Source organism: Terrilactibacillus laevilacticus, assembly GCF_006517395.1.
GTDB classification, from domain to species: domain Bacteria; phylum Bacillota; class Bacilli; order Bacillales; family Sporolactobacillaceae; genus Terrilactibacillus; species Terrilactibacillus laevilacticus.
The window spans coordinates 87,297-104,172 of record NZ_VDCY01000001.1 but is presented as its reverse complement, the minus strand read 5'-3'; the positions used below and the strand labels follow the sequence as shown (position 1 = coordinate 104,172).

At 38.2% G+C, this 16,876-nt stretch carries 8 protein-coding genes and 1 pseudogene; 1 reads left to right on the top strand and 8 read right to left on the bottom strand.

Translation table 11 applies throughout. The features are described 5' to 3' along the window. Positions 1 to 105 precede the first annotated feature (105 nt). The 3 genes from FG390_RS00430 to FG390_RS00420 all read right to left on the bottom strand — a co-directional run bounded on the left by FG390_RS00430 (position 106) and on the right by FG390_RS00420 (position 3,357). Positions 106 to 387, bottom strand: coding sequence for a hypothetical protein (locus FG390_RS00430; protein WP_141189053.1), 282 nt, complete (start codon positions 385 to 387; stop codon positions 106 to 108). A gap of 24 nt (positions 388 to 411) precedes the next feature. Then, positions 412 to 1,749 carry a TrkH family potassium uptake protein gene (locus tag FG390_RS00425; protein WP_181406310.1) on the bottom strand — a complete coding sequence of 446 codons (1,338 nt, stop codon included), beginning with the start codon at positions 1,747 to 1,749 and terminating at the stop codon, positions 412 to 414. 174 nt (positions 1,750 to 1,923) lie between these two features. Continuing rightward, positions 1,924 to 3,357, bottom strand: coding sequence for an NAD-dependent succinate-semialdehyde dehydrogenase (locus FG390_RS00420; protein ID WP_141189052.1), 1,434 nt, complete (start codon positions 3,355 to 3,357; stop codon positions 1,924 to 1,926). A gap of 287 nt (positions 3,358 to 3,644) precedes the next feature. Between FG390_RS00420 and FG390_RS00415 the strand changes: the two genes are divergently transcribed. Then, positions 3,645 to 4,475, top strand: a complete 831-nt coding sequence (locus FG390_RS00415; RefSeq protein ID WP_309147158.1) for an AAC(3) family N-acetyltransferase — start codon at positions 3,645 to 3,647, stop codon at positions 4,473 to 4,475. A 313-nt stretch (positions 4,476 to 4,788) separates the two neighbouring features. Here the strand turns inward: FG390_RS00415 and FG390_RS16175 are convergent. The 5 genes and pseudogenes from FG390_RS16175 to addB all read right to left on the bottom strand — a co-directional run. Further along, positions 4,789 to 4,870: pseudogene (locus FG390_RS16175) on the bottom strand (transposase); the annotation flags it as partial. Between the two features lie 168 nt (positions 4,871 to 5,038). Further along, entirely contained in the window at positions 5,039 to 8,443 is a 3,405-nt protein-coding gene (locus tag FG390_RS00405; protein WP_141189049.1) for an AAA family ATPase, read from the bottom strand. Beyond that, positions 8,440 to 9,642: an exonuclease SbcCD subunit D gene (locus FG390_RS00400; RefSeq protein WP_141189048.1), complete on the bottom strand. Its 1,203-nt coding sequence runs from the start codon at positions 9,640 to 9,642 to the stop codon at positions 8,440 to 8,442. Before FG390_RS00400 ends, FG390_RS00405 begins: the two co-directional genes overlap by 4 nt. Then, complete coding sequence (gene addA / locus FG390_RS00395) at positions 9,639 to 13,388, bottom strand: helicase-exonuclease AddAB subunit AddA (RefSeq protein WP_141189047.1); 3,750 nt, start codon at positions 13,386 to 13,388, stop codon at positions 9,639 to 9,641. Before addA ends, FG390_RS00400 begins: the two co-directional genes overlap by 4 nt. Next, positions 13,381 to 16,863 carry a helicase-exonuclease AddAB subunit AddB gene (gene addB / locus FG390_RS00390; RefSeq protein ID WP_141189046.1) on the bottom strand — a complete coding sequence of 1,161 codons (3,483 nt, stop codon included), beginning with the start codon at positions 16,861 to 16,863 and terminating at the stop codon, positions 13,381 to 13,383. Before addB ends, addA begins: the two co-directional genes overlap by 8 nt. Positions 16,864 to 16,876: the final 13 nt, after the last annotated feature.

The window sequence follows — 16,876 nt, the reverse complement described above, 5'->3', positions numbered from 1 at the left end:
AGGTCGCCCTGTTGTGACAGACTCCTCCTTTAATCCACACTATTCGATTCTTTGTTATAGTATAGCATAGTCACAAAAATAATAAATGATGATATTCAACTTTATCTATTTCCACGAAATGGATTTCAATAATTTAAATTGAAATAATTTCAGTAAAAATGAAACATATCCTTCATATTTCACGATAACTTGATACCGATGATTTGCACGCGGATAAAAGTAAATATCCGTGTATACTTTATCACTCTCGTAAAATTCACGTATGTGGCGGATTCTCTTTAACGATTCCTCTGTTTTTAAATGAATAAGGAATTCGATATCATCGTCGTTTTGTCTTTCTTCTAGATCAATCATTGAATGATCGATTTCATAGTTTAAATCTTTCAATTCAAACACCCTTTTGATAGATTTTTAACCGATAAAAAATTTTGCGTCTGGATAGCGAAAATGTTTTTGAGTTGATTTTGTTATTAAGAAAACGAGCGATATGGGACCTATTTTGCCAAAAATCATAACCCCCATAATGACAATTTTACCAATAAAAGACAAATCACCTGTTAATCCCATGGATAGCCCTACTGTCCCAAACGCCGAGACAATTTCAAATAGAATGGATAAAAACGACGCTTTTTCAGTTACCGTTAAAATGAATAAAGCAATAAAGATACAAATAATGGATAAAGAAGCGATTCCTAATGATCGGATGATCACGTCATGTTTCACTGTCCGTTTTCCAATCACGACATGTTCATCGCCTCTTATTAAGGAAACTACAGCAAAAAGGATAACAAAAAACGTCGTAAGTTTGATCCCTCCACCAGTAGAAGTGCTACCAGCTCCAATAAACATAAGCAAAATCATAAATAAAATGGTTGAGGGTTCAAGTTTTGAAATATCAATAGTGTTAAAACCTGCCGTTCTTGGCGATATACCTTGAAAATAGGCAGCCCAAACCTTATCTATTGATGACAATGCTCCTAATGTACGAACATTATGAGTTTCTAACACATATATTACGATAATTGACGTCACATTAACAATGAATGTACCAACAAGCATCACCTTTGAATGAAGGGTTAATGTTTTAAATCTTTTTTTATCCCAAAGATCGACCAGAACGGTAAATCCTATCCCTCCTGAAATAATTAATAAAGAGATGACAATGTTTGTAAGTGGATCGCCTACAAAGTTTCCCAATCCATTCGACCATAAAGAAAATCCAGCATTATTATAGGCACTAACCGAATGAAAAAAACTATAAAAAATCCCTCTATCCCACCCAACTTCAGGGATAAATCGGAAACATAGAATAATACTACCGATCAATTCAATGGTTATCGAGAATATGACCAGATTTTTAACTAAACGGATAACGCCTCCAATCGTAGGTTGATTTAGTTCTTCTTTTATAATTCGACGTTGTTTAATGCCGATTTTCTTTCCCATTATCATGATGATTAAGATTGCAAAAGTCATAATGCCCAAACCACCTAGCTGAACCAAAAACATGATAACAAGTTTACCAAATAAAGTAAAAGTTGTTCCAGGATTTAGAGGAGCTAGTCCAGTCACTGTCGCCGCGGAGGTTGCAAAGAAAAATGAATTTATCCAAGACAGAGATCCATGAGTGGCAACAGGCAATTTTAGAAGACAGGCCCCTATAATAATTAAACTGAAAAAAAGCAGGATAAGAAATTGGGCTGGGTTCAAACTAAAAGACTTGGGAATTTTCTTTATAAATAAGTCCAATTCAAATAACTCCTAACTATGTATTTATTCATTTAATATAACATGTGATAAGGAGTGAAATCATTCTATTTTATGTATTTTATTGATATTACTTCGTAAATATAGTTTTTCTAAAGACTATATCAAAAAAACTTAGGTGGGAAAATAGCCACCTAAGTCAGGTTACTTCTGATATTAAATTTTCATCGAAATGTATTTTGTTTCAAGATATTCTTCGATCCCTTCAGTTCCTCCTTCAGAACCTAGACCGCTATGTTTAATCCCCCCAAAAGGCGCTTCAGCAGTTGAAGGAAGAGCATCATTCCATCCGACGATTCCATAATCGAGTCCCTCAGATAGCTTCGTTCCGGTCGAAACATTCGTAGTAAAGAAATAAGCTGCAAGGCCAAATGGTGTGTCATTAGCTAGCCTAAGGGCTTCATCAATGGTCTCAAACTTTTGAATAGGTGCTACGGGACCAAAGGTTTCAATATTCATAATTTCCATATCGCTTGTGACATCTTTAAGAATGGTAGGTTGATAAAAATAAGCCCCATTTTCTGCTGTTCCTTTTCCACCTAGAACACATGTCGCCCCTTTTTCAATCGCATCATAAACTTGGTGAACCACCTTTTCATAGCCTTTTTTCTCAATAAGCGGGCCAACATTCACATCTTCGTCTAAACCATTCCCTACTTTTAATGATTTTGCTTTCTCAGCAAATTTTGATATGAAAGATTCATAAATGCTAGATTGAACATATAATCGGTTTGGTGATACACACACTTGTCCACTATTTCGGAACTTTGCTGCTACAATATTTTCAACTGCGAGGTCGATATCTGCATCATCACAAACTATGAATGGAGCATGACCGCCGAGTTCCATTGATGCTTTTTTAACACCTTCAGCACTTTGTCTTAGTAGTAATTTACCAACCGCCGTAGATCCTGTAAACGTAATTTTTCTAACAACATCTTCAGTCATAAACGCTTCACCAATCCCCTTTGGTTCTCCGCATACAACATTAAATACGCCTTTTGGAATTCCCGCTTCCTCACAACACTCAGCAATTTTCAAGGCAGATAAAGGTGTCAGTTCGGATGGTTTCACAATAAATGTACATCCCGCTGCTAATGCAGGAGCCATCTTACGTGTAATCATGGCAGCTGGAAAATTCCAAGGCGTAATCGCTGCAACGACGCCAACGGGTTGTTTAATAACTGACATTCGATGATTTTCTGTTTTTCCCGGTATGGTCCTACCATAGATTCGTCTCGCTTCTTCACCAAACCATTGTAAAAATGATGTGGCATATAGAACTTCGCCTCTTGCTTCTTTTAGTGGTTTTCCATTTTCCAGGGTCATAATTTTAGCTAATTCCTCTTGTCTATCAAGCATAATCTCTTGCAATTTAAATAAATATTCCGCTCTTTTAATTGCAGGAAGGGCAGACCAAGTACGAAAAGCATCATTTGCCGCTTTGATCGCTACTAAGGCTTCTTCTTTTCCTGCAGAGGGAACAGAGCCAATCACCTCACCCGTGGCCGGATTAACCACCTCTATTTTTTTTAGGTCTTCGCCTGTCCATTCCCCATTTATATAGTTTAGTAAAGAATAATTTGTCATTAAAATCCTCCCTTTCAACCTTCGTCATAATGAGATCAGCGTGTCTAGCGCTACTTCTATGTACAACTATAATCTACTCTAAAAAATTAAACCAGTTATAAATGACAAAATAGAACAAAAAATTCAATAATTTTGTTATATAGAAACCATTAATAATTTAAATGGTATTATTTAAAAGAGCTCATTCACGTTGAGAGGTTCAAATGTTTAGGGTAAAATTACAGATGGATGAAATAAAGAACATTTTTATGGTGAATAAAAAGCTTCACTTCTGATGGAGGATGATCATGAGCAAATCATTAGATCAACAATTTTCTTGTCATACCCCTCGAACGAGGGAATCATTAACTCAAGATTTGAAAAAATTAGGTATTCACCCTGGTATGACAATAATTGTGCATTCGTCACTTCGATCGATTGGATGGGTATCTGGCGGACCTGTTACGGTTGTTCAGGCTCTAATGGATGTCATTACTCCTGAAGGGACGCTTGTTATGCCAACCCATAGCGCTGATTATTGTGATCCTGAAACGTGGACTAACCCACCTGTTCCAGAAAATTGGATTCAGATCATACGCGATACCATGCCTGGTTTTGACCCCAACATCACGCCTACCTATTTCATGGGAAAAATCGTAGAAACATTTAGAACCTTCCCTAACGTTCTGAGGAGCTACCACCCACTCTATTCATTTGCTGCATGGGGGAAAAAAGCTAAATACATAATAGAAAATCACAGTTTAGACAATGGACTTGGTGACCATTCCCCTCTAGCTAAGCTTTATCAGAGTGATACCCAGGTGTTGTTATTGGGCGTTGGTTATGATAATAACACGTCCTTTCATTTATCTGAATATCGATATGGTGGCCGAAAAAAATTAAAAAAGGGCTCCCCTATTCTAATAGATGGGGAGCGCCAGTGGGTTGTTTATCACGATATTGAACTTGATCCACACGATAGTTTTTCTAAAATTGGATATGCTTTTGAGAAAAGTTTCCCGAGTGTGGTTAAACACGGAAAAGTCGGGTCAGCTCCAACCATTTTTTTCCCACAAAAAAAAGCCGTTGATTTTGCTGTCTCGTGGCTAAACCAAGACAACCATCAACAATCCTATTAAAAAGCGTGTTAAGTTTACTTTTTTAGCAAAAATGCACATCTGACTCAACCAACAATTGTAGAAAAAAGTGCAGGTTGATTTCCGCTCCAGGCACCTGCTTTCCGGGGGGCGTTTGCCGATCCTCCTCGTCGCAAGCTCCTGCGGGGTCTCGTCTGTAACGCTAATCCCCCAGGAGTCAAGCGCCTTCCGCTCCAATCAACTAGTACTCAACTTGCCATGTTCAAGTCGCTAGTTACTATTTATGGCAGCAAAAGTAAGCATAGAGTTGTCCATCGTATTCCATGCTTTTCCTTCGCATCTGCAAAGACACAAAGAAATTGAATCCTAATAACCAACGATATGCCATGTTAGTTTCGATCTCTTTTATCGTTTTGACGCGTGGAACGTACGCCAAAGCGGAGCCCCGCCCGCGGAAAGCAAGCCTCTGTAGTGGAAATCTTACCAGACTGATTCTTTTACTCCTTATTCTAAAATAAAAAAAAGGCTGTAGACAAACTCGAAATTCTTCGAGTTTGTCTACAGCCTAAAGGCATCTGACAAGATGCCCTTTTTAGAATATATGATTATAAGAGTTCAAGATGAACAGTACTTCCTTCACCAGAAGGTTTTGCAGGTTCAACGATGAGTTTTCTTGGTAATCTGGCCCTTAATTCCGGAACATGGCTGATCACGCCGATTGATAAACGGTTCATATGAAGTTTTTCAAGAGAGGTGACAACCGTATCTAACAATTCAGGATCGAGTGTGCCAAACCCTTCATCTAAAAAGAAAAATTGTAATGGCACGTCACCTGTTAGCTGAATTTGCTCGGATAATGATAAGGCTAAGGCTAATGAGGTCAAAAATGTTTCTCCACCAGATAGAGTTGAAACAGGTCTTCTTATGCCCCCATTTGCATCATCTCTAATAATAAAACCTCCAGCCGTATCGACTTCAAGTGCGTAACGGCCATGTGTTAAATCACCGAGTCTTCTTGATGCGGCAATACAGACTTGGTGCAGCTGTTCTTCAGCGACAAATTCTACAAATCCATTCCCTCTAAAAATTTGTTGCAGCGTCTTCAGTTTAGTGATTTCTTTTTCACATGAGTGTTTCTCTTCTTCAAGAATGACAAAACGCTGATGATTATTTTCTAGTATGTTCTTTTCCTTGCCACATGCCGCACGCTCTTCTAGAAGAGTATGATACGTCTCTTTTAGTGCATCAGCTTGGCTCTCCAATTTAACTAACGCTTCTTCAGTCACTTGACGTCCTGATAACTTCTTCTCAATATCTTGCAAGTCACTTGTTAACTTTTCTTTTCTTCGCTCATACACCTCTAGTTTCTGAACCCATGACTTGACTTTTGACTCTTCAGCGTAGGCATTCAGAAAGGCATCCTGAGTATTAAAGATGGATATTTGATAGACTTCGTCCCATCTTTTCTTTGTCTTTTGTTCTTGTAATTCGATTTGAGCTAATCGAGTTAGACCTTTCTCTTTCGCTTTTTCTTTTTCAAATCGGTCTTCTTGTGTTTTCTTAAGTAATTCCTCATATTTATTCCGGTCAGATAGAAGCGTCTCCATTTTTTGCTGTATGTTTTGGAGATAGGCATGGAGATCTGTGTTCTCATTAAAATTCAATTTTGATAGACTTTGAATTAAATCCTGCTGAATTTTCATTAATGAATCTAGTTGAGCTTTATTTGAAGCGGCTCTTTGTTCATCCTGATGGACTTCTTCGGAAAGTTTCTTTACTTTTTCTTCAATTTGATCTTGCTTAGTAAAGACATGATTAAGTTCTTCTTCATATTTCTCAGCTTCCTGATCTGCTTGCTTAATAGATTCCTCTTTTACCTCGACTTCTTCGATAGGGGGATAAGAAGGAGACCAAGACTTCTTTTTTTCTTCTATTTCTTCTTTTATTTGAGCTGCTTTTTCTTCTAATTCCTTTTGTTTGCCAAGATAAAATTCAAATTCAGAGTGACCTCGAGATTGCTCCACGTCATTCTTCTTTTTATTTTCGATTAATTCCTCTATTTGTTCTTTGAGTTCAATCAAGTCTTGATAATACGCTTTGACGTCTAATACGTGTTGATCCATTCGTTTTCCTATCGAGTTAGAATCCATTAATTCCTGAGGGTCATTTTCTTCCTTATCGTTCATTGACATTATTGGGACTTCATTTTCTTCTAAAATCATCATTAAATTAGCCGCATGAGATTCACATTGTGTTTTATAATTTTCAAGACGATTCGATGATTTCGTCAAGTTGTCTAAGAATTTTTCATACCTATTTATTTTTGAAACAATCGTGTCTTCACTCTCAATTTTTGTTTTCTTCGCTGGATTCGGATGATGAGTGGAACCACATACTGGACAAGCAGACCCCTCCTGAAGATCATGCACAAGATCAAGCGAAGCTTTTTGTTTATACGCTTCCATTAAATGCAATCGTTCTTCATTTAACCGTTTTGATAAGAAATCTTGTAGTCTTACAGCTTGCTGTTCTGAATTCACCACTTTATGATAAAGGACCTCTTGAAGACTAAATACCCTTCTTGCTTTTTCCTTTAATTGATGAGATTTAGAATGACAGTCTTTTAGTATTTTTTCACGTTTAACAGATTGCCGATGTTGTTGAACCCATTCTTGACGTAAACCCTCCAGCTTTTCATTTAAAAATTGAATATCTTTCTTCTCACCTAAAGCCCGTTGGATCATATTCCGATAAGTGTGATCTATTTTGTTTTGATTTAAAACATGTTGTAGCGCTTTTCGCTTAGATATCAACTCCTCGCGATGGCTCAGCTCTTCTTCAAGAACACGTTTCTTTTGTTTTATATTTGTCATTAATTCATGAACAGCCGTTTGCTTTATAGTTATTTCTGGTTTTGTTTCATGAAGTTTTTCTAAAATCTTCAAACCCTCTTCAGCGATCATTTTCTTTTTCTGAAGGATTGGCTCTTGATCAACTTGCCTCTCTCTTGCTGTTTCTAGCTGTTTCACCACTTTATTTTCTTCTTCCAGAATGTGTTGAAACAATCTCTTTTGTTCTTCTACTGTTTCTTTTTCTTTTTCAACTAAAGCTTCGGATTCGCGCCATGCTTCATATATGGGCATCATTTGAATCGCTTGTTCAGCCTGTTTGATCTGCTGATTTAAAGCTTGCATGGCTTTTTCTTGTCGAATCATTTCTTCTAATTCACGATATTTTTGATTCCATTCTTTTTGCAGTTGCCATAAATTTTTCAATTCCTCAAGTTTTATTTCTATGTCCTTAACTTTTTGGCTCGATTCATTGACTTGTTTGGTTAGAAGAACATAGTCTTGTTGTAATTTTTGAAGGGTTTCCTTTGATGCATCACCAAGTCCTTGCTCTTCAGCTATTATTTCACTTAATCTTTGGTCAAATGCGGTTAATCTTTTTTTTAACTTCTCGATCATTTCATCGCCATAACGTTCAAGATGAAATAAACGCTGTAGCATTTTTCGTCTCTCTGCACCTTTTAAAGATAAAAATTCAGCAAATTTACCTTGTGGGAGGACCACCGCACGAGTAAAATCATCATGAGTCAAGCCTAAAATATCTTGAATGCCTTGTGTGACATCTCGCTCTTTATCCGCTATGACTTCCGTTGATTCCCCGTATTTTAATAATCGACAGCTACCAATCTTCAATCCATTATCTTTCGTTCTTTTGTACATTCTTTCAACACAATAAATGGTAGGGTTAACCCCTCCCATCTCAAAGGTAAATCCGACTTGCAGCTTGTCTTCTGCATGATTCAATATTCCTTGTGTGTTCTTAGCTGCTCTCTCAACTTTTCCATATAAAGCAAGCGTGATGGCATCTAGCAAAGATGATTTTCCACTGCCTGTTGGGCCAAAAATACCAAATATCCCATCCGCACATAGCGCATCAAAATCAATCGTCTGTTCCTCTCGAAAACTGTTCAACCCACGAAGCGTCAGCTGTTTTGGTTTCATTTTTCATCTCTCCCTGCAGCAACCTCTAACATGGCTTCGTCATGATTCTCGTTAATCAAATCTAAAAAGAGTTGGAGCAATTCTGGACTCGGTTCAGCGCCGTTCGTTTGCTGTTTAAAAAAACGAATAAATAACTCATGAATAGGGAGTCTCATACGTTCCAAACGTTCCTCTTGTTCGATATCATTCAGATAGATGGGTCTAATATTAACGATGCCATCATGAAGCTTTCTTATTTCCTGTATGTCGTGAATGCTTAAAGCCTCTGATAATTGAACTTCTAGATCAATCCACGAATTGGAATCTCTTCCTTCATCAAGCCAGCGGTGAATTTCATCAAGTCCATTTTTAGCCCTCCACTTGACAAGGGGTTTCCCGCTGGATAAATAAATTTCATTCATTGTTGCTTTTTCACCAGGTTCTACGTTTAGTATGGTCACCGATTTCGGTTGATTGGCTTCGGAGAAACTATAGGCAAGCGGCGATCCTGCATAGCGTGTTAATGTGGAGCTATGCTTCAAAGTTTGTGGACGATGCAGGTGACCAAGCGCCACGTATTGGGCTTCTTTTGGAAAAGCTTGAGGCGAGACAGTATAAGCTCCCCCAACTTGAATCGGTCTTTCTGAATCCGATTCCTTACCTCCAGCAACGAATAAATGACTCATCATAATATTTACAGCTTCTTTTTGGAAGGATTTCGCGTGTTCTTTAAATAGAATGTGAAGTCGATCATTATAGGCATCTTGAATATGCTCATCGTCATTTGATAGACTCAAAACTTCATTTAATCGAGATTCAGATGGATACGGGATGGCACTTATATTTAGATATATTTGTTTACTCGGAATCTTTATTTTTAAAATATGATCAATCGGATGCCCAACAAGCGTTATCCCTTGATATGAGGCTAATGGGCTACTTGCTTGAATACGTTCCGGACTATCATGATTTCCAGAGATCACGATAAATGGCCTGGACCCTTCTTTTGATAGCTTATGAGCCGTTTCATAAAATAGACTTTCAGAAACAGCTGGCGGGTTGACCGTATCATAAACATCCCCCGCCATCATAATGGCATCAACTTTTTGATCATCCGCAATTTGGCAGATTTCATCCATAACGGCTTCCTGTTCTCTTTGTCTTGATCGTCCCTCTAATGTTTTTCCAAGATGCCAATCAGCCGTATGCAAAATCCTCATGGCTTTTCACCTTCTTCTATTTCTACAAAATAGCCTCCATCAAAGGCATATAGACCCATTCGATGAACCTTTCGTTTCCAAATCTTTTCAATTGCTTTTTTATATAAGTTTAATTGAAGATTATAACGTTTAATTAATTCGGCTTTTGCTTCGGTTTCCGCCTGATAGCGTGAGGTGATTTTATCTGTTTTGTAGTCTAATAATGTCATCCCATCATCGTCAATAATGATGCAATCAACCACGCCTTGTACGATAACACCTTCCTCACAATCATCATTCCAACCTGGATAGACTTCTTTTGCATCTAAAATATAGCTAAATGCACATTCTCGAACGACCTCTTGTGCGTGAAGCATTTTTAATCCAATTGGCGAGGTGAAAAATTTGGCAATAGCCTGATAATCCAAACTCTCTTCTTGTTCGATGGTTAAGATTTCTTTTTCTACAAGCCTCACACCTTGCAATTTTATGGCTTCTGGTGTTAAATCTCCAGTTAAATCTACGTGTTGCATCATCACATGGAGTGCTGTCCCTTTTTCTGTTGCCGACAACTTCCCTTGCTGCATAAATCTTGGTCGATCAACACTGATCCCTTTATCCGATGGATCTAACAAATGATCAGCTGCGCCTTCACTAAAATAAGTTTGTTGTGCTTTTATTTCTGTAACGGTTTGCTTCGCCATTGCTTTTTCTGAATGTTGGTATGGATACACCCAGTTCAACCTTTCTTCCACCGCTTGTTTCCATTCATTTGATACACTGACAGACTCGCCTTGACGTACTTTGTTTAGCCTTACTTGGTCAATCGCTTGGATCGGATGGGTATCCATAGTGGAAGCTAAGACTATCTGAATGTCCCATGTCGATGAGTCAAGCGAAATCGTTGTCTTTAAGACATCTTCACCTGCAATGTCGTGGAATACCGAAGCATCTTGGTGCCTCATGATAGCAGGTCCTATCCAGTCGAGGTATGTTTTGGCTTTGTTTCTCATGTGAGTAGGCAAAATCCATTCTTTTTCAAACAACGCCTCTTTCCAAGAACTAATGGTTTTCTCAACGTCCTTTAAAGCTGAAACTAAAATGAGTTTTTCTTTAGCACGCGTCAAGGCAACATATAATATCCTCATTTCTTCGGCGAGCGTTTCTTCTGCTAATTTTTGCTTTATAGCAATAAAAGGAAGTGTTGGTAAACTGATTCGTTTTACGGGATCAATGTATCTCGTTCCAAACCCCAATTGTTTATGGAGGAGAGCTCGTTGGTTTAAATCCTGCATGTTAAAGCGTTTCGTTAAGCCTGCCACAAAAACGACTGGAAATTCAAGTCCTTTACTTTTGTGGATCGTCATAATTCGTACGACATCTTCTTGTTCACTTAGCGCTTTAGCTGCACCCAGATCATCCCCACGGTCACGCATTCTTTCTATAAATTTAAGAAAACGAAATAATCCTCTGAAGGAAGTCTTTTCGTATTGTCTCGCACGATCGTATAATGCTCTGAGATTAGCTTGCCTTTCAGTCCCCCCGACAAGTCCTGCTACAAAATCATAGTATCCGGTATCCCGGTAAATCTGCCAAATGAGTTCACTTACAGCGTGCGCTTTACTCATTGAACGCCAAGATTCAAGTTGATATAAAAAAGTCCGCATCTTTTGGGCTAATTCTGTATTTTCCTCTTCAGCATATCTTTTTACAACTTCATAGAATTGAAGGTTATCTTTTTCATATAATCGTAATGTCGTCAATTCATCTCCATTTAACCCAATGATTGGAGATCTTAGGACACTCACAAGCGGGATATCTTGATATGGGTTATCAATGATTTGAAGGACAGATAACATAACAAGGATTTCCGTCGCATCAAAATAGCCTGTTGATAATTCTGCATACGCAGGAATGCCGGCTTCCTTTAATATATCAAGCATTAAAGGAGCTGATTTGTGAGTGGAACGCATCAAGATGACCACATCGCGATACTGTATGGGTCTACTTGTCTTCTTTTTCCGATCGTAAATTGGATAACCTTGATCAACCATTTGCTTAATCCTTTTAGCAATTTGGTAGCCTTCTAATTCCGTTGCACTGATTTCATTGATTTGATCACCATCTTCTAACTCTTCTTCCCCATGTTCACGATCAATTAGAATCAGTTCTGTTGGCTCATCCCCCTCAGGATAATCTTTAGCACCAAATTTAAGTTCCGCAGCATCGTCGTAATCGATGTCACCAACCTCTTCATTCATGATTTGACGAAAGATAAAGTTGGTGCTCGTTAGTATGTTTTGACGGCTTCTGAAATTTCTTGATAAATCAATTTTTAACCCGTTGTGATTTTCTTTTTGATCTGAGAATTGTTTATATTTTTCAATAAATAAACCTGGTTCAGCTAACCGAAAGCGATAAACGCTCTGTTTAACGTCTCCTACCATAAAAAGATTGCCTTCTTCTGAAATCCCCCCAGATACTAACTTGACAATGGTTTCTTGAACAAGGTTTGTATCTTGGTATTCATCAACAAGAACTTCATTAAATAACGAGCGATACTGTTCTGCTACAACAGATGGAATTTCCTTACCAGGCTTTGATTCAGTGGATCTTAAAATCTGTAGACAATGATGTTCAAGATCGGAAAAGTCTGCAACACCTTGCTCGCGTTTAACTGATTGATAACGCTCATCAAAATCTTGTATTAGTTTGACAAGCAAATCGACTGAAGATGCCATTTCTTTCAGATCATTTAAAAAAGATTCTGGTGATCGGCTGAACCACTCGTTTTTGAGTGTCGTTAGTTCTTTTTTCACTTGTTCTCTAATGGTTTTGACCTGATCCTTCAAATCATCATCGATCGTTTTATCTCGGCAGCTTTTCAACTTAGTAAAAGACACACTTTGAAAAGCTTGATAAATGTCTTCCCAACTATCATGTGTGTGTGCCATTAATTGATCAATCATCATCCGATCTGCTTGAATCGTCTCATCATAAGGTGTAGGACCACCAGGACTTTGTATGATTTCGCCTGCTTGACTAAGTCGTCTCATCATTCCAATAAGTTTGTGTTTGACTATATTTATGAGATCTGATGTAAACGAAAATGAATCGATTTGAGTTCCAGCTTGAACATGATAAGACGCAGCCATTTCATTAAGCCAAGCATTTGGCCAAGGATGACTTCGTGAGAAATCATATAATTTCAAAATAAGATCTTGAATATAAGCATCATTGCGATCACCTGAATAACGATCAACAAGATCAAAAAAGCCATTATCTTGACCATTTGCGTAATAATCTTCAAATAAGTCGTTTAAAATATCGTCTTTAATTAATGCAGCTTCTGTTTGATCCAGCAGCCGAAAATTGGGATCAAGATCCAACATATAATAATATTTTTTAATCACAGACATACAGAAAGCGTGACACGTCATAATCGAAGCCTTGCCTAACAATGCTTGTTGTCGTCTTAAAAAGAGCGAACTTGGATCCTTTAACAACGCCTCATCAATCGCCTGACTAATACGTGACCGCATTTCAGCTGCAGCGGCATTTGTGAACGTCACAATTAATAATTGATCCACATTAACTGGATGTTCAGCATCCGTCATTTTTTTTATTATTCGTTCGACTAAAACCGCTGTTTTACCTGATCCTGCCGCAGCTGCAACTAAGATATCTTGTCCATGTTCTGTGATCGCTTGCCATTGTTCATTCGTCCATTGACTATTTGTCGGTTTGACGATCGACGTGTTATTCATGACTATCTCCTTTCAATAGTTGTTTCATCATCTCTTCATCTTTTTGTTTTTTCAAAAGACGGTAGTTATTGTCCTTTTGTGATTGATCAAATTGGCAAACAGATCGGAATGAACAGAAATCGCACGGCGTACGATCATTAAGTCGATAAGGAGAGATATCGACTTGACCACTTGTTAAATCCGTCCCCACCTTCTGAATGACTTCTCTGACATGTGACTTCATAGCATCAAAAGCCTCGATACTTGCAACCGAAGAGGAAGAGTAAAATTCGCCATTTTTTTTCAAAGCTAATGGAAGAAGGTCAGAATAACCGGTCGTTAACGTTGTATCCATTTCTCTTACCACCGATTCTTCCGACAAGACCAAGCCCTTCATTTTAAAATCTTTTAAAATGGTTTTCTCAATAGCTTCATCAGTTAAGGGCTCATTTATGGATAAAAGTGGGTCATGTACATGAAAATAGAGAACACCTGCAGGCATGGCTTCTTCCCCAAGCCAAGCTTTTGCATTCGTGATGATCACATCTAAATACGTTAACATCTGCAGCGCTAATCCATAATAAACCTCTGTCATACTTAAATCTTTACTACTCGATTTATAATCAATGATTCTCAGTAAGACGCCTTGGTCATTCGTACCTCGGTCCACTCGATCAATCCGTCCAACAATTTCCATTTTACAACCGTTTGGTAGTTCAAATGTTAAAGGCGGTAAGGGTTGGTTCGGTCCGAAGGGTAATTCTAAACCGATAGGTGAGAAACCACTCCTCTTAGCATGCGAACTCATCACTTTAGCTACACGGGCAACGACTTGACTTAATTTATGTTGTAAATAGTGATGTCTATTTGAGCTCATTAATATTTGCCGCTGCAATTTAGGTGCAAGCGTGGTGACGACATCTTCAGCCAGTTGTTCACAAGCTTTCTCCGTGAGATCTGCCCAAGATTTATGTTTTTGCATTAACTGGTTTGTCATCATTCTTAATGCTGAGTGGAAAAGCTGACCAATATCAGGAGCTTCTAATCGAAACATGCTACGTTCTCTAAGTTTTAGCCCGTAAGAAGCAAATTGTGCAAATGGACAGGCATTAAATAATTCCATCCTAGAGACACTGGCTTTTATGGTTTCCCCATATAACTGTTTCGCTGTTTCTGGTTTAATAGATGCTTGATTTCGATAAAATAAACTTGCGATCATATGCCTACATTTATCTTTCCAATCGGGTGTTTCCATGTACCAATTGTACGTATTCCACCAGACATTTTGAAGAGGATAACCTCGTAACCACTCACGTAATCCACTGGCAAGATAGGCCAAAGTTTTATTTGGGCGTGTGACAAAAGGTAGATGATCTTCATCCAATACCGATTGTGGTTCTGAATGAATGAGTTTTTCCGTTAAAGTAGGAAATAAATGCTTTAATCGATGAATAAAAGGAGATGGAAGGAGTCCCTTCCCCTCTTCATTTGCAAGTGGATAGGATAGAATCAGTTCATCACTTGGGCAAGTCAGTCCTCTAAATAAGTAATACTCTTCATTCATCATTTGCTCATCCGTACCTTCGGATAGAATGACATCTTCAGACTGTAGTAAAACGCGATCTTGATCAGATAAAATGCCTTCTTCTGTTGGTTTAGCTGGTAATATCCCTTCATTTATCCCAAGAATAAAAGCGACTTTAATATTAATCGGACGCGACCGGTCCAAGCTGCCTATTACAACTTGATCTATGGCAGGTGGAACAAGGGCAAACTCTAGAGTATCCAAGCCCGTTTCGATCATTTTGTTGAATAAGGATAAAGAAACCCGCTCTTCTCCTGTAGCTTCGACCATTTGATCCATTAAGTCCATGACCGCTTTCCATACTTGACGATGCTCCATAGCATCTTCGAGTCTTCCTTCCGTCTCAGCCTCTTTTCTCAAACGTTCAATTTTTTCAGGCACAAAAAGGTCCATCAGAAATTCATATAATGCTACACATTTATCTTTAATCGTCGGGGCTTTTTTCATCTGTTCTTGAAGAGATTGAAGTGGCCGAGCAACTTGAAAACGAATGCGATTCAGACGTTTTTCAGCCTCTACATCTTCTTTTGTCTTTGGTATATCACGATCTAAGTCTTGATATCTTTGATATAGCCACGGATCTCTGTTTGTCCATTTTTTTCCGTATATGCCATGTGCAATCACATAGTTTTCAAGGATATCCATCTCTTCACGCTGTTCAAATCTATTTCCCTCATAAGAAAACAGCATATCGGTTTTGACACATCTAAATACGGCGTCATAGCGCCAGTTTTTCTGTATGACTTCAAGCGCTGATCGGATAAATTCGATCAATGGATGATGACACATTGAACGTTTTTGGTCAATGAAAATAGGAATTTTGTAATCTCCAAAAATCGTTCGTATCATTTCACTATAACTCGATAAATCGCGAACAAACACAGAAATATCTCTATAACGTATTCCCTCGTCACGGACAAAAGTTAAAATTCGTCTTGCCGCTAGCTCGATTTCTTCACGACGATTCGTAGCCTCAAGCAGTGTTATTCCGTCATGATCTGTATTTGGTAAGTAAGGACGCTCATTATATTGAAGAGCGAGATGACGCAATCCACTTTTTTGACTACGTCGATACTCTGTTAAATAGACATTGGATTCTATCTCGACCTTAAGATCTAAAGCATGCTCTTTTATTTGTTTATAAAGTCTTGCTGGTTGTTGATATACAGATAAGGGATGTGGCAACAACTCATATTCTTGATCAAGATTAAGCGTCACTGTGGTTCGCTTGGTATGTACCATGAGTTCCGCAACGACTTGTCGTTCCTGCGGCGTCATAACATCAAAACCATCAATCCAAACTTCGGTATCTTTTAGAAATGGTGTTTCTTTTATTTTATCTATTAAAAGTTGAAGATAATCTTCACTATCTATGAATTTATCTAATATCGCTTTTTCTAATTCAGAATAAATAAGCTGCAAATCAGCTAATTTATCTTGAAGTAAAACATCATTTTGGTCTTCTGAGACAAAGCCTACAGCCTTATCGTGCAGTTCCTGAGGGGAAATACAATACCGTTTAAACTCCGTGATGGCTGTATGAAGCTGATCGAAAAAGCCATGTTGATCAGCCGCCTTTTTATAAAGACGTAGTTTGCCTTTATGTTGCTCTACGATTTTTCTAAGAAGCATGCTTACTCCGACAGAAGTCAAGTGATATCGAGCTGCTCCTCCTGATTGTTGCAGGACCCGAAGCGCCAGTCGAGGAAAACTATAGACATTGAGTCGAGTCATCCCACCAAGATCTGGTGTTTTGGCTAATGAATATTCGGTACTAAACGTCATTTGTTCTGGAACAAGTAAAACAAGAGGTTTACCCATCGGATTTTCCTTTAGCTTTTTAATTATTTCTTCATGGCAATACGTCGTTTTTCCTGTCCCGGGGCTGCCTAATATACATCTCAGTGACATACTAACTCATTCC

Coding starts and splice junctions, on each gene's coding strand:
- addB (WP_141189046.1), bottom strand. CDS start 16,863: ATGTCACTGAGATGTATATTAGGCAGCCCCGGGACAGGAAAAACGACG.
- FG390_RS00420 (WP_141189052.1), bottom strand. CDS start 3,357: ATGACAAATTATTCTTTACTAAACTATATAAATGGGGAATGGACAGGC.
- FG390_RS00415 (WP_309147158.1), top strand. CDS start 3,645: ATGAGCAAATCATTAGATCAACAATTTTCTTGTCATACCCCTCGAACG.
- addA (WP_141189047.1), bottom strand. CDS start 13,388: ATGAATAACACGTCGATCGTCAAACCGACAAATAGTCAATGGACGAAT.
- FG390_RS00400 (WP_141189048.1), bottom strand. CDS start 9,642: ATGAGGATTTTGCATACGGCTGATTGGCATCTTGGAAAAACATTAGAG.
- FG390_RS00405 (WP_141189049.1), bottom strand. CDS start 8,443: ATGAAACCAAAACAGCTGACGCTTCGTGGGTTGAACAGTTTTCGAGAG.